27 protein-coding genes and 1 pseudogene are annotated in these 24,065 nt (G+C 59.3%); 19 read left to right on the top strand and 9 right to left on the bottom strand.

Annotation, left to right across the window (positions count from 1 at the left end; genetic code table 11):
• Nucleotides 1–67: 67 nt before the first annotated feature.
• Both HKK52_RS00735 and HKK52_RS00740 read left to right on the top strand, forming a co-directional pair.
• The gene (locus HKK52_RS00735) at nt 68–394 is read left to right on the top strand and encodes a hypothetical protein (protein ID WP_442962300.1); all 327 of its coding nucleotides are present in this window, start codon (nt 68–70) and stop codon (nt 392–394) included.
• A gap of 60 nt (nt 395–454) precedes the next feature.
• Nucleotides 455–844 (top strand): c-type cytochrome, encoded by a 390-nt coding sequence (locus HKK52_RS00740; protein WP_169368854.1) that lies wholly within the window; start codon nt 455–457, stop codon nt 842–844.
• A gap of 200 nt (nt 845–1,044) precedes the next feature.
• Here the strand turns inward: HKK52_RS00740 and HKK52_RS00745 are convergent, their stop codons facing one another.
• Nucleotides 1,045–1,707, bottom strand: a complete 663-nt coding sequence (locus HKK52_RS00745) for a glutathione S-transferase family protein (protein ID WP_169368855.1) — start codon at nt 1,705–1,707, stop codon at nt 1,045–1,047.
• A 158-nt stretch (nt 1,708–1,865) separates the two neighbouring features.
• On the opposite strand from HKK52_RS00745, the gene HKK52_RS00750 reads away from it, so the two are divergent.
• The 8 genes from HKK52_RS00750 to HKK52_RS00785 all read left to right on the top strand — a co-directional run bounded on the left by HKK52_RS00750 (nt 1,866) and on the right by HKK52_RS00785 (nt 8,785).
• Complete coding sequence (locus HKK52_RS00750; protein ID WP_169368856.1) at nt 1,866–2,267, top strand: DUF1801 domain-containing protein; 402 nt, start codon at nt 1,866–1,868, stop codon at nt 2,265–2,267.
• Between the two features lie 133 nt (nt 2,268–2,400).
• Nucleotides 2,401–3,816: an iron-containing redox enzyme family protein gene (locus HKK52_RS00755; RefSeq protein WP_169368857.1), complete on the top strand. Its 1,416-nt coding sequence runs from the start codon at nt 2,401–2,403 to the stop codon at nt 3,814–3,816.
• Nucleotides 3,813–4,748, top strand: coding sequence for a methyltransferase (locus HKK52_RS00760; protein WP_169368858.1), 936 nt, complete (start codon nt 3,813–3,815; stop codon nt 4,746–4,748). The genes HKK52_RS00755 and HKK52_RS00760 overlap by 4 nt, the downstream gene beginning before the upstream one ends.
• A gap of 22 nt (nt 4,749–4,770) precedes the next feature.
• On the top strand, nt 4,771–5,046 hold the full coding sequence (locus tag HKK52_RS00765) for a hypothetical protein (RefSeq protein ID WP_169368859.1): 276 nt from the start codon (nt 4,771–4,773) through the stop codon (nt 5,044–5,046).
• A 105-nt stretch (nt 5,047–5,151) separates the two neighbouring features.
• Nucleotides 5,152–6,150, top strand: coding sequence for a bile acid:sodium symporter family protein (locus tag HKK52_RS00770; RefSeq protein ID WP_169368860.1), 999 nt, complete (start codon nt 5,152–5,154; stop codon nt 6,148–6,150).
• A gap of 121 nt (nt 6,151–6,271) precedes the next feature.
• The gene (locus tag HKK52_RS00775; protein WP_169368861.1) at nt 6,272–6,571 is read left to right on the top strand and encodes a hypothetical protein; all 300 of its coding nucleotides are present in this window, start codon (nt 6,272–6,274) and stop codon (nt 6,569–6,571) included.
• Between the two features lie 134 nt (nt 6,572–6,705).
• Nucleotides 6,706–7,296: a hypothetical protein gene (locus HKK52_RS00780; RefSeq protein ID WP_169368862.1), complete on the top strand. Its 591-nt coding sequence runs from the start codon at nt 6,706–6,708 to the stop codon at nt 7,294–7,296.
• Between the two features lie 88 nt (nt 7,297–7,384).
• Nucleotides 7,385–8,785 (top strand): XAC2610-related protein, encoded by a 1,401-nt coding sequence (locus tag HKK52_RS00785; protein WP_169368863.1) that lies wholly within the window; start codon nt 7,385–7,387, stop codon nt 8,783–8,785.
• Between the two features lie 42 nt (nt 8,786–8,827).
• Here the strand turns inward: HKK52_RS00785 and HKK52_RS00790 are convergent, their stop codons facing one another.
• On the bottom strand, nt 8,828–9,730 hold the full coding sequence (locus tag HKK52_RS00790; RefSeq protein ID WP_169368864.1) for an AraC family transcriptional regulator: 903 nt from the start codon (nt 9,728–9,730) through the stop codon (nt 8,828–8,830).
• A 121-nt stretch (nt 9,731–9,851) separates the two neighbouring features.
• On the opposite strand from HKK52_RS00790, the gene HKK52_RS00795 reads away from it, so the two are divergent.
• Nucleotides 9,852–10,346: a hypothetical protein gene (locus tag HKK52_RS00795; protein ID WP_169368865.1), complete on the top strand. Its 495-nt coding sequence runs from the start codon at nt 9,852–9,854 to the stop codon at nt 10,344–10,346.
• Nucleotides 10,347–10,474: 128 nt separating this feature from the next.
• Nucleotides 10,475–10,732 carry a hypothetical protein gene (locus HKK52_RS00800; RefSeq protein WP_169368866.1) on the top strand — a complete coding sequence of 86 codons (258 nt, stop codon included), beginning with the start codon at nt 10,475–10,477 and terminating at the stop codon, nt 10,730–10,732.
• Between the two features lie 153 nt (nt 10,733–10,885).
• Here HKK52_RS00800 and HKK52_RS00805 read toward each other — a convergent pair whose 3' ends face one another.
• On the bottom strand, nt 10,886–11,134 hold the full coding sequence (locus HKK52_RS00805; RefSeq protein ID WP_169374150.1) for a hypothetical protein: 249 nt from the start codon (nt 11,132–11,134) through the stop codon (nt 10,886–10,888).
• Nucleotides 11,135–11,518: 384 nt separating this feature from the next.
• Between HKK52_RS00805 and HKK52_RS00810 the strand changes: the two genes are divergently transcribed.
• From HKK52_RS00810 to HKK52_RS00820, 3 genes are all read left to right on the top strand, one after another.
• On the top strand, nt 11,519–12,403 hold the full coding sequence (locus tag HKK52_RS00810) for a manganese catalase family protein (RefSeq protein ID WP_169368867.1): 885 nt from the start codon (nt 11,519–11,521) through the stop codon (nt 12,401–12,403).
• 64 nt (nt 12,404–12,467) lie between these two features.
• Nucleotides 12,468–12,629: a hypothetical protein gene (locus HKK52_RS00815; RefSeq protein ID WP_169368868.1), complete on the top strand. Its 162-nt coding sequence runs from the start codon at nt 12,468–12,470 to the stop codon at nt 12,627–12,629.
• 8 nt (nt 12,630–12,637) lie between these two features.
• Nucleotides 12,638–13,567, top strand: coding sequence for a ZIP family metal transporter (locus HKK52_RS00820; RefSeq protein ID WP_169368869.1), 930 nt, complete (start codon nt 12,638–12,640; stop codon nt 13,565–13,567).
• Nucleotides 13,568–13,585: 18 nt separating this feature from the next.
• On the opposite strand, the gene HKK52_RS00825 is transcribed toward HKK52_RS00820, so the two are convergent.
• Nucleotides 13,586–13,837 carry a DUF6555 family protein gene (locus HKK52_RS00825; protein WP_169368870.1) on the bottom strand — a complete coding sequence of 84 codons (252 nt, stop codon included), beginning with the start codon at nt 13,835–13,837 and terminating at the stop codon, nt 13,586–13,588.
• 695 nt (nt 13,838–14,532) lie between these two features.
• Here HKK52_RS00825 and HKK52_RS00830 point away from each other — a divergent pair.
• Nucleotides 14,533–15,936: an MFS transporter gene (locus HKK52_RS00830; protein WP_169368871.1), complete on the top strand. Its 1,404-nt coding sequence runs from the start codon at nt 14,533–14,535 to the stop codon at nt 15,934–15,936.
• A gap of 120 nt (nt 15,937–16,056) precedes the next feature.
• On the opposite strand, the gene HKK52_RS00835 is transcribed toward HKK52_RS00830, so the two are convergent.
• Complete coding sequence (locus HKK52_RS00835; protein ID WP_169368872.1) at nt 16,057–16,377, bottom strand: isochorismate lyase; 321 nt, start codon at nt 16,375–16,377, stop codon at nt 16,057–16,059.
• A gap of 131 nt (nt 16,378–16,508) precedes the next feature.
• Here HKK52_RS00835 and HKK52_RS00840 point away from each other — a divergent pair, with 131 nt between their 5' ends.
• On the top strand, nt 16,509–17,522 hold the full coding sequence (locus HKK52_RS00840) for a GlxA family transcriptional regulator (RefSeq protein WP_178117474.1): 1,014 nt from the start codon (nt 16,509–16,511) through the stop codon (nt 17,520–17,522).
• 18 nt (nt 17,523–17,540) lie between these two features.
• Nucleotides 17,541–17,936 (top strand): RidA family protein, encoded by a 396-nt coding sequence (locus HKK52_RS00845; protein ID WP_169368874.1) that lies wholly within the window; start codon nt 17,541–17,543, stop codon nt 17,934–17,936.
• 51 nt (nt 17,937–17,987) lie between these two features.
• Here the strand turns inward: HKK52_RS00845 and HKK52_RS00850 are convergent, their stop codons facing one another.
• The 3 genes and pseudogenes from HKK52_RS00850 to HKK52_RS00855 all read right to left on the bottom strand — a co-directional run bounded on the left by HKK52_RS00850 (nt 17,988) and on the right by HKK52_RS00855 (nt 22,164).
• The gene (locus tag HKK52_RS00850) at nt 17,988–19,079 is read right to left on the bottom strand and encodes a methyl-accepting chemotaxis protein (protein ID WP_442962301.1); all 1,092 of its coding nucleotides are present in this window, start codon (nt 19,077–19,079) and stop codon (nt 17,988–17,990) included.
• Nucleotides 19,080–19,280: 201 nt separating this feature from the next.
• Nucleotides 19,281–19,553, bottom strand: a pseudogene (locus HKK52_RS32895) (PAS domain-containing protein); the annotation flags it as partial.
• A 112-nt stretch (nt 19,554–19,665) separates the two neighbouring features.
• Nucleotides 19,666–22,164: a hypothetical protein gene (locus HKK52_RS00855; RefSeq protein WP_169368876.1), complete on the bottom strand. Its 2,499-nt coding sequence runs from the start codon at nt 22,162–22,164 to the stop codon at nt 19,666–19,668.
• A 274-nt stretch (nt 22,165–22,438) separates the two neighbouring features.
• Here HKK52_RS00855 and HKK52_RS00860 point away from each other — a divergent pair, with 274 nt between their 5' ends.
• Nucleotides 22,439–23,311, top strand: coding sequence for a DNA/RNA non-specific endonuclease (locus HKK52_RS00860; RefSeq protein WP_169368877.1), 873 nt, complete (start codon nt 22,439–22,441; stop codon nt 23,309–23,311).
• Between the two features lie 12 nt (nt 23,312–23,323).
• On the opposite strand, the gene HKK52_RS00865 is transcribed toward HKK52_RS00860, so the two are convergent.
• Nucleotides 23,324–24,022, bottom strand: coding sequence for a tRNA (adenine(22)-N(1))-methyltransferase (locus HKK52_RS00865; protein ID WP_169368878.1), 699 nt, complete (start codon nt 24,020–24,022; stop codon nt 23,324–23,326).
• Nucleotides 24,023–24,065: the final 43 nt, after the last annotated feature.

Consider the following 24,065-nt stretch of genomic DNA (forward strand, 5'->3'; position numbering starts at 1 on the left):
CAATTTGCTGGCCCCCAAACCCTCGACTAATCGCCAGAATCGCCGCACTTTCAGATGGTTAGGTGACATTCAATTGCGCAATCTAGTGATCTCGCTGGCCCTGGCGAGCGTTGCCGTCTCGGTCGAGGCCAAAGAGCTGAAGCCCAATGATCGGTATATGTGCAGCTGGGGCGCGGGGACGGCGGCCAGGGCTCAGGAGCTGAAACTGCAAGGCGTTTCGCTGTATGCCGCACGCCAGAAAGTCCAGGTCTACAAGTTCAACAAGCCGTGGATGCACATGATGGCCATGGGTATTACCGAGCAAACCTACGACAGCAAGTCGCGGTTCAGGCCGGAAGCGATCCGCAAGAGCTTTTATGAGGACTGCGTGCGATACAAATTGGCGCGTAAATGAGGCTTCGGTCCGGGCGCTGGTCGTGATGAAATAGCCGCTCGTTTTTTCGAGAGCCGCTCCATGAACCACGCTGGCGTACTGACTATCGCTTTATTGCTCACCACAGGATTGTTCGGCACCGCGGCTCACGCGGCCGGCGATGCCGAGGCGGGCGGGAAACTGTTCGTCCGCACCTGTGGCGGCTGCCATCAAGTCGGCGAATCGGCACGACCGGGTTTTGGCCCGGTGCTCAACGGTGTGATCGGCCGCACCGCTGGCAGCACCGAGGGCTATCAGTATTCAGAGGCGATGAAATCCTCCGGCGTGGTCTGGACTCGCGAAACCCTGGCCAAGTACATCGAAGACCCCAAAAGCGTGGTGGCCGGCACTCGTATGATCTTCTGGGGTATCAGCGATCAGGAAAAGATCGAAAACCTGCTGGCTTATCTCGAGACCTTTCAGCCGCAGTGATCCGGACTGCGGCAAAACACATCCCTTGTAGCAGCTGCCGAGCAGTGCGAGGCAGCGTTCGGCGGCGAAGCCGTCGCAAATCCAGACGATGCGGTACATCAGAAGGACCGCGTGCTCAGGTTTTACGACTGCTTCGCAGCCGGACGCAGGCTTCGCCAGCGGCTACAGAGCCGAACACAGGCCACAGATCGCGTACGGCATCAACGAAACCGCAACGCAATCGCCTCCGCAAACGGATAAAACTGAAAATACGGCTTGGCTTCATCAATGACGCGCTGCACCGATGGCCTTTGCATCAGCCGTTCAAAATAGGCACTCAAGTGCCCGAAGTCATTGGGAAACGGCACCAGTGTACTGGCATAGAACAGCGCCGGGACCGCCGCGCAATCGGCCAGGCTGAACGCTTCGCTGGCGACCCAGATCCGCGAAGCCATCCGCCGCTCCAGCATCTGATACGCCGTCGTCAGCAGGGCGCGCTCCTGGGTCAAATCGCCGTGCGCCGAGAACAGGCGATCAGCCACGATCCGCTGCATCGGCCCCTGCACATAGTTATCGAAAAACCGGTCCCACAAACGCACCTCCAGCGCGGTCTCCCAATCGTCAGGTACCAGGCGATACGTGCCGGGATAGAACCGGTCCACGTACTCGATGATGATCGTGGATTCCGGCACATCCTGCTCGTGAGCGTGATCATGGATGACTGGAAATTTTCCGATCGGCCACAGCGCCTGAAGCTCCGCCCGGTCGGCCTCGTTTGTCAGGTCAACGATCCTCTTCTCGAACTCGACGCCATTTTCGTACAGCGCCGTCAGTACTTTGTGGCAGTACGACGAGAGAGGGTGGTAGTAAAGAGTCAGCGGCATCTTTCAGTCCTCGATGAACGTGTGCAGCGCACGACGTTGCAATTATCGGTTGAGGTTCGGGGATGCGCGAGGCGACAGGCCCAGCGGTCGTGATGCCTGGAAAAAATCGTTCGTCAGCAATACTCATCCGTCGGCAATCACCACGAGAGACGATCACCATGAAACAGGAAACGGACGCAGAGGAGGGCGGCGCGGCCTCTTCGCAGATCGACGCGAAAATCCAGGAACTGGGCGATTGGCGGGGCAAGACCCTGGCGCAGGTCCGCGCGCTCATCCACAAGGCCGACCCCGACGTGGTCGAGGAAGTGAAGTGGCGGGGCGTTCCGGTGTGGTCCCACGCCGGCATTATCTGCACCGGCGAGACCTACAAGTCCGTGGTGAAAATGACCTTCGCCAAGGGCGCTTCGCTGGACGATCCTTCAGGCCTGTTCAACGCCAGCCTTGAAGGCAACACCCGGCGGGCCATCGATATTCACGAGGGCGAAAAGATCAACGAAACCGCGTTGAAAGCGCTGATACGCGAGGCGGTGAAGCTCAATACCTCGAAACCGGTGAAGTGAGCAAAAAAGGGAAATATGGCCGTCCACCGGACAGCCGTGAAATTAAATGAATGTTCCGAAGCGAGGTGAATCGTAAGAATTAGAGCGGCGAAATGCCGGGATTCCTTATGTTTTGACACTGCCAGGTGGACCTATGACAGCCCTTCAGACCCTTACAGGAACGCCAATAGGTCATCCGGCGGCAGCCGACGGTCAGGCTAAAACCGTCTATGACGCCTTGATGCAACCGAGCGAGAAATTACGCCAGGTCGACGTTACCGATTTTCTGCAGCGAGAACTGGCCCGCGCCGACCACGCACACTGTGAGGTGCCGGCCACACCGGAGCAACTTGAAGGCTGGATCGAGCAGGGTGTGGCGAAGGTGGCCGAGCAGTATTCGACGTACCTGCAAGAGCGACATGCCGGTGGCCCCCGGCGATTTTTCAGCAGCCGCAGCCATGCGCTGTATTTCCTGCAGCATGTCGCGCCGACCAAACTGGTGGATGGCGCCTGGCTCTACGGCTTGCTACCGCATTGGGCGGATTATCGGTTTCATGGGTTGATTCGCACATACCTGGAAGAGTTAGGCGACGGCGAACCTGCGCTCAATCATGTAGCGCTGTATAAAAAACTGATCGCCGATGTGGACTGCGACCCCGGCTATTCGCTGGCGGATGATTACTACGTGCAGGGCGCGATCCAGTTGGCGCTGGGGCAGCATGGCGCGGCGTTTCTGCCTGAAGTGATCGGCTACAACCTGGGCTACGAACAGCTGCCGTTGCACTTACTGATCACCTCGTTCGAGTTGAATGAGCTGGGCATTGATCCGCACTATTTCACCTTGCACGTGACCATCGATAACGCCAGCACCGGTCATGCGCGCAAGGCGGCCCAGAGCGTGCTGTCGCTGATGCCGATGGGGGCGGAACGTGATGAGTTTTATCGGCGTGTCGTGCAAGGCTACAAGCTGAATGAACTGGGGATTGGCTCGACGGCAGTCATCCAGTCTTTCGACCTGGAGCAGGAAGTCATCGCCATGCTCGAACGCAAAAGATCGTTCGGCCAGCACATGCATTCCGACTATTGCCGCCTCGAAGGCCGGACCATCAATGAGTGGCTGGGCACGCCGGATCAGATCCCGGCGTTTCTCGACGCTTTGCTGAAAAAAGGCTGGATCAAGCGCGATGAAGACCCGGTCAACAGTCGCTTCTGGACCTTGATCGATGGCGCTGGCGCGCCGATGTTCGGGGTGTTTTCGGGCTACGAAAAACAGCTGCTGTGGGACTGGATTGCCGGTGACCGGGTCGTCGAAGAACGCGCGACCAACGCCTTCCGATTCCAGTTCAGGAGCAAGGCCGCCGGGACACTGGATAGGCAGTCTCCAGTCGTGCAAACCGACCCGGACCTGCAAGGGTTGATCCGCGATCTCAAGCACTGTGCGCCCAGTGAAAAGATGGCGTTGCTCAAGGATTTCATGTGTCCGGCCATGCACGCGACGCCGGCCGGGCTCTATGCCACCCGGGAGTTCGTCAAAACGATGAGCGAAAACATCAAGGGGCAGCAGGCATGAAACGACAGTCCGAACTGCTGCAACTGGGCCATCGGCTGCGCGAAAGCGGCTACACGTTCGTGACGCCAACGCCTGTCACTCATCAACGGGTCAACGAGCGGGCGGGTAACGGTATCGGCAAAACACTGCGTGATGCGTTTGGCTGGAACCGGTCATTCGAGCGTGGCCTGCTGCCGATTGATGAGCATCCATTGATCGAGTGTGGCCTGGTGCAACGCGACGGTGAGCGCCTCAAAAGCACGGTCAGATGGTCGACCCTGGATAACCTGTTGCTGGTGCATTCCGCCTTTCCGACCACCCAGGAAGATTCGGTGTTCTTCGGCCCCGATACCTATCGTTTTGCGCTAACGATCGAACGGCATTTGCGCTCGACCAGTTGCGCCATCCAGCGCGCCGTCGACATCGGCTGTGGCACCGGCGCCGGCGCGATGCTCATCGCTCGAGCGCATCCCCAGGCTGAAGTCCTGGCGGTTGATATCAATCCCAAAGCGCTCGACTTCACCCGGATCAACGCCGAGTTGGCAGGCTTGAATAACGTGGCTTGCCACGCCAGCAATGTGCTTAACGATGTAGAAGGGCGCTTCGACCTGATCGTCGCCAACCCACCGTACATGAAGGATTCCCGGCAACGTGCCTATCGACATGGCGGTGATGCGCTGGGCGCCGACCTGTCCGTGCGGATCGTCCGCGAATCGATTGAGCGTTTGTCCATGGGCGGGTCGCTGGTGCTGTATACCGGCGTCGCCATCGTGGATGGCCAGGACCCGTTTCTCGCCGCTGTGAAAGAGACGCTGGATAGTGCCGCGCTGGACTGGCATTACCGGGAACTTGATCCGGACGTCTTCGGCGAAGAGTTGCTGGAAACGGGTTACGAACATGTTGAACGAATCGCAGCCGTAGAACTGATCGTCACGCGACGCTTACCGGTGTAGTTCCTTTTTGGGGGATACCGTCATGAACTCATGCAAAAACCTGCTGACCCCGGCGCAAGAACAACGGCTCTGTGCCCTGGACGCCTGGCACCGTGCACTCGACGACTGCTCGCTGCGCATGGAATGTCCGGATGCCTATCACGAAGAACTGCTGCGCCAGGCGGATGAAATGGATCGCCAAGGCATTGTGAATTGGGAAGAGTGGCGCGACTTGCGGGTCGAGGCGGATGAGGCCTATCTGCGGGCAGTGGCCGGAGGGGATTACCACCCAAGGCTGAGCCCTGTGCGATTAATGTAAGCTTTTATGTCCTTTTGCCGACATCTCCTGGCTTGTTGGCGTTAGCCGGTCATTAGTCAGCGCGTTAGAGTGGCGACACTGTTCCTGGCGCCCGGATACCTGAAGATGACCCGTCCCCGTTTCTTGCCCGACAACTTCACCCTGACCCTGGTCAGCGTGGTCATTCTCGCCAGTTTCCTGCCCGCCAGCGGCCAGGTCGCGGTCGGCTTTGGCTGGTTGACCAACCTCGCCATCGGCCTGCTGTTTTTCCTGCATGGCGCCAAACTCTCCCGTGAATCGATCATCGCCGGCGCCGGCCACTGGCGCCTGCATTTGCTGATCTTCAGCCTGACCTTTGTCCTGTTCCCCTTGATTGGGCTGGCGCTCAAACCGGTGCTGTCGCCGCTGATCGGCAAAGACCTGTACATGGGCATGCTCTACCTCTGCGCGCTGCCCGCCACCGTCCAGTCGGCGATTGCCTTCACCTCGCTGGCGCGGGGCAACGTGCCGGCGGCGATTTGCAGTGCGGCGGCGTCGAGCCTGTTCGGGATCTTCCTCACGCCGTTGCTGGTGACGTTGCTGCTCAATGTGCACGGCGATGGCGGCTCGACCCTCGATGCGATCCTGAAAATCAGCGTGCAACTGTTGCTGCCGTTCGTGGCCGGGCAGATCGCTCGGCGCTGGGTCGGCAACTGGGTGGCGCGCAACAAGAGTTGGCTGAAATTCGTGGATCAGGGCTCGATCCTGCTGGTGGTCTACGGTGCGTTCAGCGAGGCCGTGAATGAAGGCATCTGGCACCAGATTCCGCTGTGGGAACTGGCCGGGCTGGTGGTGGCTTGCTGCGTCGTCCTGGGGTTGGTACTGGTCGCAGCCACCGTGCTTGGGAAAGTCTTCGGTTTCAATCAGGAAGACCGCATCACCATTCTCTTCTGCGGTTCGAAGAAAAGCCTGGCGACCGGCGTGCCGATGGCCCAGGTGTTGTTCGCCGGTAGCACCTTGGGCGTGTTGATTTTGCCGCTGATGCTGTTTCACCAGATTCAGTTGATGGTGTGTGCAGTGTTGGCGCAGCGCTATGCCAATCGCCAGGAAACGGTCGCTGAAATGATGGGGCAGGTGGACCCTTGAGGGTTCGGCCTGTATTGCTCAAAGATGATTCATCAAGTTGCCGACAACCTGTTTCAATTTGTTGCTGCGCTCCCTGTTTGTTGTTAGATTGCGCGCCTCAAAAATTAATCAGGGACGAGTGATGTTTATTATTTGGCAAGGATGGGGCGTTCTTTCGATCATTATCCCGTTGATTTGCATGATTCCTTTTGCAGGGATCTTCGGCGGGTTCGGGCTGGGGATCGGCCTACTGGTAGGCGCGGCCGTCAATGCCTTCGTCGGCCACAAGCTGAACAACCAGCCGGGCAAAACCTACATTGATCCAGCCACCGGTGGCGAAGTCGTCTTTCGCAAGAAGAACACTTTGTTTTTTGTGCCTATGCAATATGTGTCGGTGTTGTGGGCATTGATTGCTATCTTCGCGTTGCTGAATGTGCACTAAGCGCACAGCGTAGACCTGATGCGCGGCCTCTACTTCCCCAGTAGGCGCCGCCCGGTTACTTAAAGAAAGTCCGAAGTAGCCGCGTTTACTTCTTTATCACGGCCCTTACTTCAAAAAAGGCAGGGTGCAATAACGTGGTTATTCCTTCGCTCAATTCCTCCGTATTCCAGTGGCCATTACGTCCGCTGTGCGCCTTCATCGTTTTGTTCACCTGTGCACATCAAGCCTTGGCTGCGGACCTGCCGCCAGCCAGCGTCGACGTATTGGCATGGCCACGCATGTCGTCAAGCGCGTTTGGTTGCTACATGGAGAAGACGCTGGGCCATCGGGACAAGCGCTTCAACTGCGCCTTGAAGGGCTACGAAAACCAGGGCGATCCGTGCACCAACGCCGCCGCCTACGAAGAAGGCCCCGACTTTCCCGCCCACCTGGCTGCCAGGGTTCATCCGCTCGCGACGCAAGTGCAATTGAGCTGGGAGCATGGGGAGTTGCAACAGGTCACGATCGTGCTCAAGGGCACCCTCGACGAGGTCGCGGTGCGCAACGCATTCAAGTTGCCGCGCACCGAAGCCTACTTGTTATCCGAAGCGGAGCAGGGGGCCTTGCCGGAAAACATCATGGACGCCCGTGTCCAGGGTGACCCGTCCAACGGGCTGACTTCGCTGATGTTGACCGGCTTCGATCATATGGGTACAGGCGATGTCGACTGTAATGCTGATGAGTGAACTGCCCGTTCAAGGCTGGCCACTTTCTCGATAACCCCCCCGTTTGCCGCTGCACGGCGGCCCCGAATTTACCGCAAGGAAGCGTTGTATGCGTTCGCTCGTCAGTGGTGTGCTCTTCTCCATGGCCCTGGTGGCCCCGGCCGTGGCCGAACCGCTGTCGTTTGCGGTCAACGATCCGACTGGGAAATACCTGGTCGACGTGCTGTTCCCCGAGCCGCCGGCAGAACCGCGTCAACTGATGCCAGCGCTCATCACGGTGCGCGACAAAAACACCCTCCAAACCCTGCAGCAATTGCAGACCCAGGCCGGCAACGTGCCCAGGGAACGCGACGGCAAAGCCGATCCCGAGCTGCTCGGCAATGGGGGCTTGTTGTACTTCGCTGACTTCGACTTCGATGGTCATCAGGATCTGGCGATTCGCAACGGCACCCATCCCGAAATGGACTACCAGGCGCAGTTCGACATCTACCTGCAAGGCCCGCAGCAAAACCAGTGGGTCCTTAACCGTGCGTTGACCGACATGGCGAAGGGCGTCAGCGGCGGGATGTTCTCGGTCACTCCGCAGGATGGCATTCTGCATACGCAAACCGACCGCGGCTGCTGCTGGATGCGCTTTACTAAATGGAAAATGCGCGACGGCGAGCTGGCGCAGCTTTCTACATACACCCAGGAAGACGTGCCGGCGACCGAGTTTGGTGAAAACTCCAGCATGCCTCGCGGCTACATGCTGCGCACCACCGGCGACTGGGTAGACGGCCAGTGGCACGAACAACCCAGCGTGGAAGGCCCGATCAACGACGATCCACAGATGCTCGCCGGGACCCTCAACGGCAAGATTCCGGTCGAACTCTGGTACCAGGAGCAGGGCGCAGTGATCATTGGCGAAGTGCGCTACACCAAGGGCGGCAACGGTGCGCCGATCAAACTGGTGGGGGCTCGGGAAGACTCCAGCGACGACAACTTCGGCCTTCACGAATACGCCGACGATGGTCGTCAGACAGGCATCTGGCGCCTCACTCAGGAAAGGGTCAAACCCTTCAACTACACCGGCACCTGGGTCAGCGGCGCCAAGGGCGACGACCGCGAACTGGCGATCCAGCTTCACTATGAACAGCGCGAGCCGGAATACGCCAAACTCAGCGAAGTCGAGCGTAACCAGCGCAACGGCCACTACCAGATGCGCCGGGACTTTCTGGGGCGCGATGGCGACCTGGACTTGAAAATCCTGCCCGACCGCGATGCCCAGGGCAGAGAAGTGGCGGAATTCACCGTGACACTGAAAGACGCCGAGACCTTGAAAGACATTGCGACCGAGCATCACATCGTGCCGATGGAAGCCGAAAACCTGATCATTGTCCGTGAGCCGCAAGCGTCCAAATTACACGGCCCGTATCACATACAACTGCTGAAAAACTTCGCGGTCATCAACTACAACGCCGCGCCGGATTCCCAGGACATGTTGACGGGGATGTATCGCAAGCAACCTTGAGCGAAAGCTTTGGCAGATCAATAAAAGGACCGCTGCCTGCATTCAAACGTGCTCTTGCGCACCGCCCTGGCTGTTGTCGTCCCGTGGCGAGCGGCCGAAATACGCCTTGTAGGCGCGACTGAAAGATGCCTCGGACTCGTAGCCAATCGCAAACCCCACCTCGCTGATGCGGCTGTTGTGCTTGGCCAGCATCGTTTTTGCCAGGGTCAGTCGCCATTCATTCTGGTAACGCAACGGTGAGCGTCCCACCAGCGCGCTGAACCGATCACAGAAGCTTGACCGTGACATGCCGGCGATCGTCGCGAGTGCATCGATGCGCCATTGTTGCCCGGGCTTTTCATGGATGGCCCTGAGGGTTCGAGCGATACGCTCGTCAGACAAGCCCCCTAGCCAGCCTGAGGCCATGCCGTGCTGAACCCAGGTTCGCAAGATGCGAATGACGGTGAGGTCAATGAGGCGCGAAATCATCAACGCGCCGCCAGGCTGCGTGTCATTGGCCTCCAGGAGCATGAAATGCAGGATGCCTTCTGCCCATTCTGCGGCTTCGGCTTGCTTGATATGGATCAGCCACGGCAATGCGAACAGCATGGCCTGGAAGCTGCTGGCATCGAACCAGAATCGACAGATGACCAGCGACGCAGGTCCCTGGGAAGCGGTGATGGTCAACGATGACGGATCGTGGGGCAGCAGCAGGATGTCGCCCTGTTCGATCGTCTGGACCTGTCCGTCAGCGCCTTCGATGTGCAGCTGCCCCGTTTGCAGGACGCAGATGTGCGAGCTTTTTTCATCCAGTTCCAGACGTTGACCCACGGCCTGAGTGGTGGAGTAGACGCGATCCCCGGTCAGACGAATCTGCGCCAATACCTGCGAGAGCAGATCCCCTGTGGCCAGCCCCTCCAGCTGCAGCTCTGGACGAATGGTCAAGTCTTCGAGTCGATCCGTCATGTCAGTCCGGCCACGTCTTCAATAGTCTGAACCCCGAATCATAACGCTTCCACGCGGTTGATCGGCAACGCACTGGGTTTGCCGCGTGATGTGCATCATCCAATCACAAAGGAATAGTCGAATGTTCGGTATCTCTGCCCTTGGCTGGGTACACACCCTTGGAAGCTTGCCTGCCATTCCCCTGGCCGCCTATATGTTCATCAAGCACGGGCGCATCGTGCCACGGTCGCGGGCCGGCCTGGCTTATTTCGTTTCGATGCTGATCGGCGGCTTGACGGTGTTTCTGGTGGCCCATCAACCGATCAGCCCGGTGATCGGTGCGCTCACGATCGTGCTGTTGCTCGCTGGTTACGGGGTAGGCTTCGTTGCCTGGCTGGGCCGGGCAGGGGTGTACCTGGAAACCATCCTGCTGAGCTTGACGGCGTTCTTGCTGATGGTCCCGACCGTCTCGGAGACGTTGCGTCGAGTCCCCGATGGCCACCCCATCGTCACTGATCCGAATTCACCATTGCTCAAAGGTGCGCTGGGTTTTATCGCCCTTGCGCTCGTTGTTGGCGTGGCGGCTCAGGTGTTCGCGCTGCGAAAAGACGGCGCGCGCCTGGCTCGACAGGCATAGGGATGACCTGGTTTGGCGACATCATTAACTCTATCAATAGCAACCATTGACTCAATGAAGTTCTCTTATCAAAACCGCGGCGTAAGATCGGCTCCATTCCCACCCACTGCACCCCGGAGCACACCCTCATGAAACGCCAAACCTTCCTCGGCATCGCGTTCTCGATCTTCGCACTGAATGCTTTCGCCGCCACTGAAACCGACCCGCTGTTCAGCGATGCTGTTGCCGCGACTGAAACCGACCCGCTGTTTAGCGACGCTGTTGCCGCCAACGAAACCGACCCATTGTTCAGTGACGCCGTTGCTGCTGATGGTTCGGATCATCTGAAAGGCAACCAGGTTGCTGAAAGTGGTGCAGACCGTCTGCTCGAACGCCGTGCCGTTTGAATGCAGGGTTTTACCGCAGTACTCGACAACAGCCCGGCCTTATCAGCCGGGCTTTTTGCTGTAGGGAAGCTTGCAGAGGAAGCTCTTTGCCGAGGAGGAGAGCGTCGAAGGCGTAAGGAAGCTAGGGCGTAAAGCCCTAGCCAATAGCCGCTGTCACTTTTTCTTTTTCGCCGGCTTATCTGCCTTCTCTGATTTCTTGGCCTTTTCAGGCTTGCTGTCAGCTTTTTTGGCAGATTTCTTGGGTTCAACCTCTTTCTTTTTGTCTTTCTTGTCGGGAGATTTCGAAAGCGCCGATGCCGCCGCTGATTTCTTGGCCGGTGATGCCTTTTTGTCTTTCAAATCCTTACTGGCTTTGGAAGACTCGCCTTTGCTTTTCTTTTCGTCTTTAGCCACGTTGACCACCTCTAGGAATATGCCTGTGGGATTCTCCACACGCTGTTCATTAGGCGAGCGTGCCCAAAAGCGGTTCAAATTTTTTTGCTGCGCCGAGATGGGCTTTGGGAGGTGCAGCGATAGCATCGCGGTCACTGATCCCTCGCCCCGAGCGCCAGGAAATGGCCGTGACAGCGGTTGAATTCACCCACCCGATAAAAGTTTGAAGCGTTTGCACAGCCGCCGACGACTGGCGAAAAAACGGGTAATTTGCACGGCCAAAAACCGCCTGTCGCGGGGCTCGGATCTTTTTTAAAATTTTCGCCAACGCATCGCCTTCAGATGACTGTGGGCGCCGCATTCGGTCATTCACCGGATGAGTATCGGCGCTTTATAGGCCTGAGGAGATTCGTCATGTTCCTACACAACAAGCGACTTCAATACACCGTGCGCGTAGCCCAACCCAACCCTGGGCTGGCCAACCTTCTACTGGAACAATTCGGCGGCGCTCAGGGCGAACTGGCCGCGGCGTCCAGGTACTTCACCCAAGCGCTGGCCGAGGATGATCCGGGAAGAAAGGATCTGCTGATGGACATCGCCACCGAAGAACTCAGTCACCTGGAGATCGTCGGTTCCATCATCGTGATGCTCAACAAAGGCGCCAAGGGCCGTATGGCTGAAGGTGTGGAAGAAGAGGGCGAACTGTATCGCGCGATCAATGGCGCGGGTAATGACTCGCACATCACCAGCCTGCTCTACGGTGCCGGCGCGCCGTTGACCAATTCTGCCGGAGTACCGTGGTCGGCGGCTTACGTCGATACCATCGGCGAGCCGACGGCGGATTTTCGCTCCAACATCGCCGCCGAAGCCCGGGCAAAAATCGTCTACGAACGCCTGATGAACGTCACCGACGATCCGGGTGTGAAAGAGGCGCTGGGGTTTCTCATGACCCGGGAAATCGCTCATCAACTCTCGTTCGAAAAAGCCTTGCACGCGATCCAGCCGAATTTCCCCCAGGGCAAGCTGCCAGGGATGCCGGAGTTCACCAACGTTTACTTCAACCTGTCCCAGGGCGAAGGCAGTACGCGGGGGCCGTGGAACCAGGGCGAGGAGTGGGAGTACGTGGAAGAGCCGATGCCCGCGGTGGATGGAGGGGATGGCAGCGCCAGTGTCCAGTTGAGCGCTGAGGAAGAAGAGCTGCTGCTGGACATGAAGGTACGCACGATGTCCGACCCCGACAGCGACCCGGTGACCGGCGCTGATTTGGGCGCGGGGATGCAGGCGCGAGCCGATGCCTGACAGATCACTGCACGCCTTCCGGGCGTGCGGTTTTTTATGTGGACCAAGTGTTGAGGTGAACCCAATGAACCGTGAAACAAGCATTTCTTCTGTCGATTCCGCCGAAGGATTTTCCCGTCTGTTCAGTGCCACCGCACTGGCGTTCGAACGGGAAGCTTCGCGATTTTCGAGACAGATTTACGCCGCCGCACCGAGAGCAATGAACAAGCATCGCAATGGCAAGTAGGGGTTCTTATGTCGCATCATTCTTCGCCGGTCCGGGGGTCTTGGCAGGCCTGGTTTGACGCTGGCCGGCGCGGTGGCTGGCTGAGTATTCTGTTCTGGGCCACCCTGGTGGGGGTTGCCGTTCTGTTGCTGATCAGTGGCTACAGCGCATTCACCGGGGCCAACCGTATCAACCTGCATTACGCCTTCATCGGCGGTCTCTCGGGCTTCGCCGCAACTGCACTGGGTGCGGTGGTGGCGGTGCTGTTGCGTGACATCGCCGCGCGCACGCAAGACATCATGCTCGGCTTCGCCGCCGGCATGATGCTCGCCGCCAGCTCCTTCTCGCTGATCCTTCCCGGCATTGCGGCGGCGCAGGAGATTTGCGGCAACAAGCTGCTCGCGGCTTGCGTGGTGGTCCTGGGGTTGATGTTGGGCGTGGCACTGATGATAGGGCTGGATCGCTTTGTGCCCCATGAACACCAGAAGAGTGGACGCAAAGGTCCGCAGGCGCAGCGGATCAATCGCGTCTGGCTGTTCGTGCTGGCGATTACGCTGCACAACTTGCCCGAAGGCATGGCCATTGGTGTGAGCTTCGCCAACGGCGACATGAAGGTGGGCTTGCCCCTGACCTCCGCCATTGCCATCCAGGACATCCCCGAGGGACTGGCCGTGGCATTGGCGCTGCGAGTGACCGGTATCTCGACAGTGCGCGCCGCGTTGATCGCGGTCGGTTCGGGTCTGATGGAACCCTTGGGCGCGATCATCGGCCTGGGCATCTCCACCAGTTTCGCCTTGGGTTACCCCGTGGCGTTGGGGCTGGCAGCCGGCGCGATGATCTTTGTGGTCTCCCATGAAGTCATCCCGGAGACCCATCGCAACGGCCACGAGACGCCCGCGACCTTGGGGTTGATGCTGGGTTTCGGCGTGATGATGTTCCTCGACACGGCGCTGGGGTAGACAGCACCAACGCCGGCGTCACGTCGACACCTCCGTCCAGTTCAACGTCGCCGATTCCCGCCACTTGACCTCGGTCAGCCCGTATTTTTCTGCCAGGGGCTTGGACACGACCTTGAGCGGCGGCCGTCCGGGTTTCGGTATCTGCGCGATCCCCGCATCACAACTCGCCCAATGCCAGGCCTGGGCATTACTCATGGTCTGCGCGCGGATGATGAATGACTTCGTCTGTCCGTGAAGCTTGTATTCGATGATGTAAAGTCCGGTCTTCATGAGGCCCCCTCCATATGCTCATAGATAAAGGAGTGGTGGCGTCAGAAAAAAATTCAAAGCATTTTTGGTCGTTGTTACTTATTGATTTCTGAAGGGAAGATTGCGGGTTTCAGGGCGCGCTGGACGGTGTCCATAGCGCGAGAGTTCAATGACAATGACCGGTGGATAGACCCTTCATCCATCTGAAGCCTCGCGCCAATCCACGATCCACCGAGGACTATCGCAGGCAGTGGGTTCTGCTCACGTTGTCGTACAACGATATTTCACCTTCCTTCGGCCTCTCGCCCATGAAACAACCCCGCTGATCTCGCCTGTAGCCTTCGTATTCAATACAAATCCGGATCGGAATGAACGGACCGTGTCATGACGAACGGCCATCTTTCAGATTGACAGCCGGGTATCGGGCTCGATATAAAAGGCACAGTTGTACGACGACAGACGATAGCTCGGCTGTTGAACCCTAAAAATAAAAAATGAGTGTCGGCCCCATCATGAATCCAACCTGCGTACTCGCGTCTCCGAACGCCACTTCCAGTGGCTCGATCTCGGCTGCCTGCTTTCATGCCCAGTCGGCCCTTTTAAACGCCTCATAGCGCCTCGCTACCGGTCCAACTCCTGCCGCCGGGCATGGAGAACGTCCACTCTCGTCATGGCGGCGAGAGCTCATCACCCTAATCCAATAATAAAGTGATGCTATGAATCTGAACGAGCCCATCAATGCGCAACGTGTTGGCCAAGCCGTAGGCAAATACCGCTGGACGATCTGCGCGCTGTTGTTTTTCGCTACCACCGTCAATTACCTCGACCGCCAGGTGCTCAGCCTGTTGGCGCCGGACTTGTCGACTCAATTTGGCTGGAGCAACACCGACTACGCCAACATCGCCTCGGTCTTCCAGTTCGTGTATGCGATTTCCATGTTGTTTGCCGGTCGCTTCGTCGACAAGATCGGCACCAAGACCGCCTATGTGGTGGCGATTGGCATCTGGTCGACCGGCGCAATCATGCACGCGTTTTCGGTGCCGATGGGCGAGGGGATCGCGGCAGTTAGTACCGCGTTCGGCTTGGCCGTGATCCCGGTTTCGATCGCCGGCTTCATGCTGTCCCGCGCGGTGCTGGCGGTCGGTGAAGCGGGTAACTTCCCGATCGCGATCAAGGCCACCGCTGAATACTTTCCGAAGAAAGAGCGCTCCTTCGCCACCGGCATTTTCAACTCCGGCGCCAACGTCGGTGCGATCCTGGCACCCATCTGCGTACCGCTGATTGCCGGCCTCTGGGGCTGGGAAGCGGCGTTCATCGTGATCGGTATGTTGGGCTTCGTTTGGGTGGCGGTATGGATTGCCTTGTACGAAAAACCGGAGAAGCAAAAACGTCTGTCGCCTGAGGAACTGGCCTACATCCGCAGCGATGAAACCGTTGAAGTCATCGCCACGCCGGTGGCAGGCGAGGTCGCTAAAAAGGTCTCGTGGTTCAAGTTGCTGACCTACCGCCAGACCTGGGCGTTTGCCTTCGGCAAGTTCATGACCGACGGTGTGTGGTGGTTCTTCCTGTTCTGGCTGCCGACTTACCTGTCCGCGCAATACGGCATGAAAGGCCAGGCCATCGTGTTGCCGCTGGCCGTGCTGTACAGCATGACCATGGTCGGCAGCATCGGCGGCGGCTGGTTCCCGAGCTACTTCATGGCCCGCGGCGACAAGCCGTATGACGGTCGCATGAAAGCCATGCTGGTGATCGCGTTGTTCCCGCTGTTGGTGCTGCTGGCGCAGCCATTGGGCTACATCAGCTTCTGGGTGCCGGTCATTTTGATTGGTATTGGCGCGTCGGCGCACCAGGCGTGGTCGTGCAATATCTTCACGACCGTGTCCGACATGTTCCCGAAAAAGACCGTGGCGTCGGTGGTCGGCATTGGCGGCATGGCCGGTGGTTTGGGGGGCGTTGTGATGACCAAGATCGGCGGTTGGGTGTTCGACTACTACAAATCGATCAACGATATTCACACCGGCTACATGATCATGTTCGCCATCTGTGCGCTGGCCTATCTGGTGGCGTGGAGCGTGATGAAAATGCTGGTGCCACGCCACAAGGAAATCACTGATCTGTAAACGCAAACCCGCCACCCCCTGTAGGAGCAAAGCTTGCTCGCGATGGCGTCAGACCTGGCACATCGCGTCTTCGTTCATCGCGGGCAAGCCTTGCTCCTACAGGTGCTTTTGGCGGCAGAATCACGTCCCCGATTGATGCACCGCCCAATGCTTCATTTCTTCGGCAATGAAGTGGTTCACCAAATCGCTGTACATCTTTTCAATGGCATCCGGGCTCAGGCCTTCGGCAGCGGCCCATTCCCGACGTGTTTCCAGCATGGCTTTGAATCGCTCCGGGGCACGCACTGAAGTCGCGGATGTCTTGAACTTCGACGCTGCCAACACATAGTTGAAACGCCTGCCCAACAACTTGATAACGGCCTGATCGAGGGCATCGATTTCGCGCCGGATGTCCACCATGTCTGCACACTCGGCGGGTTGCATCTGATTGATAACGTCCATGTCGCCAACTCCTTTTACTGAACTGATCAGTCGCATAATGACGAAGAGGGAAGGGCTTTTTCTGCGGCTGGAGGTTAGCATGGTGCTTCATCAACGCACCTGTTCGCTAACAACATCGAGTGGCCCAGACTTTGATCGAACGACGCCAATTCAGCGGAGGCATGAAGGGGAAAAACCTTCGCTATCTGAATGAGCAACCCAGCGAGACCAGCCAATCGGTTCGCGCCGGTTTTTTGCTGCTTGAGCATTTCTCGCTGCCGGCGTTTACCCAGGCGCTGGATACGATCATCACCGCGAACCTGCTGCGACCGAAGTTGTTCGCGTCCCGCACATTCGGCTTGAGCGAGGGCGAGGTTGTCAGCGATCTGGGCCTGGTCATTCGGCCGGATGCCCGGTTCGACGTTGCTGCGATTCAGGACCTGGACCTGCTGGTCATCTGCGGCGGCTACCGCACAGAACTCAAAGCCAACGATGAGCTGATCCACTTGCTGAAAACCGCGGCAGACCATGGCGTCAGCCTGGCCGGGCTGTGGAATGGCGCATGGTTCCTCGGCGCTGCGGGTTTGCTTGACGGCTACCGTTGCGCCATTCACCCGGAACATCGCCCGGCACTCGCGGAAATCGCCAAAGCCGCCCAGGTCACCAGCGAGCCTTTTGTGATTGATCGCGACCGGCTCACCGCGTCCAGTCCTTCCGGCGCCTTCCACATGGCGCTGGACTGGATCAAAGGCTTGCACGACAAAGCCCTGGTCGAAGGCATCGAGGACATCCTGGCGTTCGAGGAGTCGCGCTACCGACGGATCAAACCGACGGAAAACATCTGCGTCAGCGCGCCGTTGCGCGAGGTGGTGAAGCTGATGGATGCCAACCTGGAAGAACCGCTGGAGCTGGAGCAACTGGCGGTGTACGCCGGCCGTTCACGACGCCAGCTCGAGCGGCTGTTCAAGGAACAACTGGGCACCACGCCGCAACGCTATTACATGGAATTGCGCATCACCGAAGCGCGGCGCTTGCTGCAACACACCGAACTGTCCCAAGTCGACGTGCTGGTGGCCTGCGGCTTTGTGTCGCCGAGTCATTTCAGCAAATGCTACAGCTCGTATTTCGGCTACCGGCCCTCCAAGGAAAAGCGGCTGGTCAAATAAACCCTCGGAGAACCAGTGATGCCGGATCGTGAAATCATTATTCCTGACGCCATGCGGCCCATCGTCGAACGCGCCGGTTATGCCCCCGCGGTGAAGGTCGGCGACACACTTTACTGTGCCGGTCAGGTGGGCCGGTCGCCTGAAATGCAAGTCATCGAGGATCCGGAGCAGCAGTTCATCAGTGCGTGGGGAAACCTCCGGCAGGTGCTGGAGGCGGGGGGCTGCACTTTCGAAGACGTGGTCGACATGACCACCTATCACGTTGATATGTCCAAGCACATGGCAGTGTTTCGGGAAGTGAAAAACCGCCTGTTCCCCAAGGGGCTATGCGCCTGGACGTGCATCGGTGTCAGCGAGTTGGCTCACCCGGGGTTGTTGGTGGAGATAAAGTGCACGGCAGTCCAGCGCCGATAGCCCACATACCGCTGTGGGAGCGAGCAGGCTCACTCTCACAGGTTCTGCGCGTTATCGGTTAAACCGCTCAACCAGTGAATACTGGGTTTTAGCCGTCTGGGTCAGTTCCTTGCTCAACTCGGCCGAATGCCTGGCTTGCTCAGAGGTTTGATCCGCCAGCGTCGCGATGGTGGTGATGTTGCGGCTGATTTCCTCGGCCACTGCCGTTTGCTCTTCAGTCGCGGCGGCGATCTGGGTGGTCATGTCCGTGATGTTCGCCACGGCTTCACTGATACCGACCAATGCCTTGTCGGCCTCAAGCACCCACGCCACGCCTTCTTCGGCCTGTCGATGACCGTTCTCCATGGTCTTTACCGCATTGTTGGACGAGACCTGCAGCTTGGAAATCAGGCTGTGAATCTGCGCCGTGGACTCCGTCGTGCGCTGTGCCAACTGACGCACTTCATCGGCGACGACGGCGAAGCCTCGACCCATGTCACCCGCACGCGCGGCTTCAATGGCGGCGTTCAGCGCCAGCAGGTTGGTCTGATCGGCGATGCCTTTGATCACGTCGACCACCGTGCCGATTTCATTGCTGTCCTTGGCCAGTTGCGCGACCGTCACGCCTGTTTCACCGACTACCACGGAAAGACGCTGAATGGCTTCGCGGGTGTCCCGGGCCACGTCACGGCCACGTCCGGTCAGCACATTCGCCTCTTGGGTCGCGTCGGCGGTGCGTTGCACATGACTGGCGACTTCTTGCGTGGTGGCAGCCATCTGATTGACCGCTGTCGACACCTGCTCGGTCTCGACCCGTTGACGGTCAAGCCCGCGAGCGCTGTCAGCGGCCAAGCCGTCGGATCTGCCGGCCAGGCTGGTCAGTTGCTCAGCGGTATCTTGCAGCCGGGTGAGGCAGGTCTTGAGCCGCGACGCCTGGCTGACAAACGCCGTTTCGAGACGTGCCTGGGGGCCGCGTTCATCGCTGTACATTTTCGCCAGCACCGCATCGGAGGTGGAGGCTTCAGCCATCGCCAGCAGATGCAACGCCCCACGGTTTTGTCGACTCGACACCCATAGCCCGAGCGGCACCGAAACCCCGACCGCCAGCGTGATCGCCTCCGTCATGCCGAGGTACACTCCACCCAGCGCGCCCACCAGGCCCATGGTCAACACCGGTAGCCAGGCGAGCAGGGCGGGTTGCCATTGATCACTGGCAGGGACGGCTGACTTGCCGAGGTTGATCCGTTTGTAGAGCACTTCGGCGCGGCGGATCTGCTCGGCCGTCGGCTTGACCCTGACCGATTCGAAGCCAATGACCTGGCTACCTTCGAACACGGGCGTGACGTAGGCGTTGACCCAGTAGTGGTCGCCATTCTTCGTGCGGTTCTTGACGATGCCCATCCACGGCTTGCCTTGCTTCAGCGCGGCCCACATATGGGCAAATATCGCGGAAGGAACGTCGGGGTGACGAACGATGTTTTGTGGCGCACCGATCAGGTCCGTTTTGTTGAAACCGCTGATCTCGACGAAGGCGTCATTGCAGTACGTGATGACGCCGCGTGCATCCGTTGTTGAGATGAGTTTTTGTTGAGGTCCAAGGGCAACCTCGCGCTGCGTAACCGGTTGGTTGTTTCTCATCTGTATTGCTCCTATGCCCTAAGGTAGAGGCATCGGCTGCAATCAGTGAAAGGTTAACGGGTATTGCGCAAAGGACCTGCTGCGCGTCGGAAATAACATGACGCTTGCCATTTCATTGGCTGGAACCTGCCTGGCGCCAATCACTCAACGCCGACGCGTCCAAGGCATGCCACGCGTCAGCCTCCGCCAGTTGATCTTCCGTCAGCCACAGTCCCTCGTACGGGCACAAGACCTCGGCGGGGAGTGCCAGCAGTTCGCTCAACTTCATTACGTTGATCGAGCCGCGGTCGCGGTCATCCACGGCTTCCCAGTCACGCTGGAACAGCCGCACCTTCAAGACATCCGCTTTAAAACTTTCAAACTGTGGTCGATTGTGCAGCCGCTGCGATGATTGCCTCAAGGTTCGCTGCTGGACATCCAGCAGCAAAATCTGCCATTCCAAGCGGCCGCCGTGGTCGTCGTCGGCGTCGGTGTGCAGGCGAGTCAGGGCCAGATAACGGGCGTATTCGGACCAGATCATCGAGGGCGCGAGATGGCTGATGGCGCAACCGGACGCCGTCAGCAAATGCCCGCCCAGGCGTGGGCTCTGGGCGCGCAGCCAACTGTCGGCGTATTCGGTTTCACTGCCAAACAGCCAAGCGGCATCTTTGTCCATCGGGGCGGGCTGGATGAAGTTGCCATCGGCGGTGGCAGACTGTGGCTGGTTCACCAGGCGCCAGTCGGGGAGGGCGGTCAGGCCTTGCGGGGTGACATTCAGCTCGCACCACTCATAGTAAAGTCGCGAGTCCGGTCGATGTTGGCAAAAGACTGCGGCATCGTCCGCTGCGGGTGGCGATTGGTCAAAGCGCTGCAATGGCGTGCTTTGCCGATCCTGATCGAGGCGACCGCGAATCACCGCCACGCTGAGTGTCGGTCCACGGAAGTCCAGCATCCGGGCGACCATCAGCGCCGGGCTGTTCAGCAACTGGCGTTCCTGGGCGTCGGCCACCACCACATGACCGGCGGTGGCGGGCGGCAGGGTGAACGGGATCAAGGCGATGTAGCGCCCAATGTCTGAAACCCGATGATCGAGTTGCCAAATCCCCGGCAAATCCCAGTCACCAATCCGACAGGTATAACCGCCGAGGCCCAGGCTGTTGTCTTGCTGCCAGCTGAATTGGGCCCGGGTTTTACCGTGCAAGGGCGCGGACTCGACCTTCGTCGCGCCACGCTGTCCATCACCCGCCAGCGGCACGGCCAATTGCACGCGAGTCAGTTGCCGCTCAGCGACCTGCATCCGACCATTCGGCGCATGGCCCACCTGAGTCTCACAGTCGCTGTGAATGCTGTACAAGCCGTAGCCATAACGACCGTGATCAGGCTGCGGGTAGTCGAAGTAGGACGATAACCGCAGGCAGTGGTCATCCAATTCCAGCGGCTCGCTCCAACCGAGGGAAGGCTCGCTGTCAGCGGGTATCCACGGGCAAGGCAGTGCTTGCCAGCCTCGGTCCACGTGCCAGAGCCAGTAGTCGAGGGACTGTTCATCCGTCATCCGTGCCCGGCAGGCGAACGAGCGGCTATCGGGATGCCAGATGATGGCGGTGTCGGCCATGATCAACAGCGACGTGGACTCACCGTTGATGCTCACACGGTATTCCGGGTTTCTCAGCGGATCGCAAGGCTGCGGCAATTCGCGCAGGCTGGCGGGCAGCGCCACACGTCCGTCCAGACGTTGCCGGCCATCGGGGGACGTATGCTGCAGCGATTTACGCGCAAGGTTTTGTTGCCAGACGCCCGGTTCAAGCCACAGGTCGGCAACGGGCACCAGGCTGATCTGCTCAGCCGTCGCCAGCAGTTGCTCCAGGCTGATCTGCCGCGCGCCGTTGTCGACCAAAGGGCTGTAACGCCCAGTCAGGGTGCCGTCGTTAAAGGCATCCAGTTCCCAGAATTCATCGCACGAACATTGGTAGAGCTGACGCAGCTGCCGATCCAGAATCACCAGCCCCCAGGCTTGGCGCGAGGGCAAAGGTGCGGCGAAATAACGCCCGTCATTGGAGAAACGCGCCGACGACCCAAGGCCCTGGAGCAGCACGCCATCGGGGAACAGGTAATCGCACAGGACGGGCCCGCCCATGGCGATTTCACTGTAGTTGAACACGCGGATAGGCTCGCCCTCGGGTGTTTGTCGGGGTTCGTCGCCACCCCAGGCACTGGCGCCGCCGGAAGACTGGCCCGACGCTAGCGGTGACGACTTGGCCTTCGCCTTCGTTGGATCGACCAGGCCAAGTCGTCGCTCCAGATGACTGACGCAAGCCAGCCCGGCAAACATCGTCACCGCGGCCCCCGCAATGTCCCAGTACGCCGGCAATGCCCGACCCAGGTTAAATCCCAGGCCGATGGCGGCAGAGGTCATGAACCGGGCAAGCCCTCGACCGGTGCGTAGCCAACCCGCCCACGACGCCAGCCACATCAAGCCAGCACACGCCAGCACGACACCGAGCGCCCACAGCAACGGGATGACCGTCACCAGGAAAATCGGGATCAGCAGCGCGGCGATTTGCCAAAGCAGATCGAGCAATAATCGCGGCAGGCTTTTTTCGTCAGCAGATTGATCGGAAGAGTGGGGCACCATTACCTCGATAACAGATGGGCGATTTCAAAGGGCTGCTTGGTGTCGTTAAGACGATGGAGCGCGCAGATAGAATGTAAAACGCCCAGCACTAAAGTGAGTTATCACGGTCCATAAAATCCCCCGCGACCGTCAGCGGTCGTACTGCGCATCGGTATTTTGATCAAGGAAAGTGAACGCATGCTCGCCGCACTATAATCTGCAACCGCCTCCACCTGGTTCCGTCAACGGAACTCGCCTTGTGTTTGTCCCTCAATCCCATTCGAAGAATTAAAGCATGCACCTACGCAAAATTGCAGTTGGGCTGTCGGCCCTTGTTTTGCTCTCCACCGGCACCGAAGCGCGCAGTCTGCTGGATCTTCTCAAGCCGCAAACCCAGCATCACGCACAAACATCCCACTCGGGCTCGATCAACCAGAACGCGGCCCTGGACCTCTATTCAAACAAACAGAAACAGCCCTCGTTTGACGGCTGCGCAGAACTGTTCCCGGCCGCGAAACCGATCAGCACCGCCACCGTGCCTGCCAACATGAAACCGATGGCCCTGTGTTCCGACAACTTCGCGGTGCTGTACTCGCAAACCAGCCGCACGCCGCTGTTAGTGGTCGAGCGCCTGAATGCCGCGCAACTGAAGGACGCCAAAGGCGAGGAACGCACCAATCAGTTTTACCCGGACCCACGCATCCCCAAGAGTGGGCGCGCAGAGTTGAGCGATTACCGCAGCCAACATCCGGCCGTGGACCGTGGCCATCAATCGCCGGCGGCCGATGCACCGAGTCCGAATGCCATGGCCCAGTCCTTTGCGCTGTCGAACATGGTGCCGCAAGACCCCAACAACAACCGCAAGATCTGGAGCAAGGTCGAGGCTGATGTGAGGAAGTTTGCCAAGCGCGCCAATGGCAATGTGTTTGTCTTCACCGGCCCGCTGTTTGACGCCGGCCACGGTACCATCGGCGCCAACAAGGTCTGGGTGCCGACCCGCCTGTTCAAGCTGGTTTACGACACCTCGTCCCAGCGTGCCTGGGCCTACGTTTTGCCCAACGCTGAAACCCGCATCCAGAAACCGATGGACTACGACACGTTTGTGAAAAGCACCGGGCTCAAATTGCTGGGGAATCTACCGGTGAGCGGTTCCGTCGGGCGCTCTTGATAGCCTGATGAACTACGCCCCGAGCAGCTCGGTGATCCACCGGGCTTGCCGGGCGATCTCTTGCAGCTTCTCTTCGGGCACGGCCTGCCGCGCCCGAGCGAAGTTGTTTAGCGTTTTTTGCTTCTCTCGCAGTATGCGCTGCCACTTGGCCAGGAATTCCGGGCTGCGTGCCTGCATCTGCAGTGGGCCGAAGTACAGTTCCTCAGCGCTGTAGGCCACAGGCCCGGCGCGCTCGGCAACGATGATTTCGTAGTAAAAGCGGTTCTCCCGCAGCAATTCCTCGCAGAGGATGCGGTAGCCATTGTCCATCAGCCATTGGCGCAGTGGCTGCTCGCCGCCGTTGGGTTGCAGGATCAGGCGTTCCTGGCCGCTCAGGTGCGCCTTGCCGTGGTCGAGGATGTCGCGGATGGTCTCGCCGCCCATGCCGCAGATGCTGATCGCGGTGATCCCGTCGCCGGGCTCGATCGCTGCCAGGCCACTGGCCAGGCGCACGGTGATGTGCTGCTCCAGGCCATTCTCGCGCACGGTGCGTTCAGCGGAGCGGAACGGCGTCAACGCCACCTCGCCAGCCACCGCCGCCACGATGGCGCCACGGCGCATCAACGCCACCGGCAGGTAGCCGTGATCCGAGCCGATGTCGGCCAGGCGCGCGCCGGTGGGCACATGTACCGCCACGCGCTCCAGGCGCATGGACAATGTCTGTTCGTTCAACTGCAACCCCTTTTCACCACGAACCCCCGGCACCTTTGGCCGG

It is taken from the genome of Pseudomonas sp. ADAK2, assembly GCF_012935755.1.
Classification (GTDB): Bacteria; Pseudomonadota; Gammaproteobacteria; order Pseudomonadales; family Pseudomonadaceae; genus Aquipseudomonas.